Raw genomic sequence first — 991 nt, 5'->3', positions numbered from 1 at the left:
GTTCGGATCGCGAGATCGGCAAGATCTACGTGCCCTCGCTTGGCATCCATGCCGACGCCCGCCTCACCGACGAAGACCGGCGAGCCATTGTCGAACTGATCCTGGAAGCGGAACGCCGCGACCACCGGAATGTCGGAGGTTTCGGCGAAAGCCTGGAGCGCGGCGCGCCCGGCAGTGGACCAGTTGGCGCCGCCAATCAGGATGACCGGCCTGCGGGAGGCGGCAAGCATGGAGCGGGCCTCGGCCAGCGCATCGGCATCGGCGGCGGCCTCGAACATCCTGGCCGGTCCGCTGAGTGCGGCGACATCGGTCAGCGTCGTCAGCATGTCCTCGGGCAGGGCGATCACCACCGGGCCAGGCCGCCCGGTGAGCGCCGTGGTCCAGGCCCGGGCAACGATTTCCGGCAGGCGCTCGACATCGTCGATTTCCACGGCCCATTTCGCCATCGTGCCGAACACGGCGCGGTAGTCGATCTCCTGGAACGCTTCACGGCCGCGCATGTCGGTGCCGACCTGGCCGACGAAGATGATCATCGGCGAACTGTCCTGCATCGCCGTGTGCACCCCGATGGACGCATTGGCAACGCCCGGTCCGCGCGTCACGAAGCAGATGCCCGGCGAGCCCGTCAGCTTGCCATAGGCCGAGGCCATGAATGCCGCACCGCCCTCGTTGCGGCACAGCACGTAGTCCAGCTTTCCATGAGTGTCGTGCAGCGCGTCCAGCACGGCCAGGTAGCTTTCGCCCGGCACGCCGAAGCTCTTGGTCGCGCCGAGCGCGATCAGGCACTCGACAAGGAGGCGACCGCCATTGCGGATCATGCTTCGACATCCTTCATTCAGGCGGCAAGCGGACCGAGCCTGCCTTTCGGATTCATACCTGCACGCTGGCGGATCGAGACGAAACCAAGAAATGCCGTCTATTCGAAAGTTTTTCTTTACTGAGAGACGCGCACCAGGACATCCGGGTTCATTGTGCCCAGCGGATCGAACAC

1 protein-coding gene is annotated in these 991 nt (G+C 65.2%); it reads right to left on the bottom strand.

The genetic code is table 11. From position 1 onward, the window contains the following. Positions 1–818 (bottom strand): thiamine pyrophosphate-binding protein (locus EN993_RS36200; RefSeq protein WP_245469089.1); only part of this gene is annotated, 818 nt, incomplete at its 3' end. Between the last annotated feature and the right edge of the window lie 173 nt (positions 819–991).

This window comes from Mesorhizobium sp. M7D.F.Ca.US.004.01.2.1 (genome assembly GCF_003997785.1).
Taxonomy (GTDB): Bacteria; Pseudomonadota; Alphaproteobacteria; order Rhizobiales; family Rhizobiaceae; genus Mesorhizobium; species Mesorhizobium loti.
Note: the sequence above shows the minus strand (reverse complement) of the source record. Positions and strands in the feature narration are given on the sequence as shown.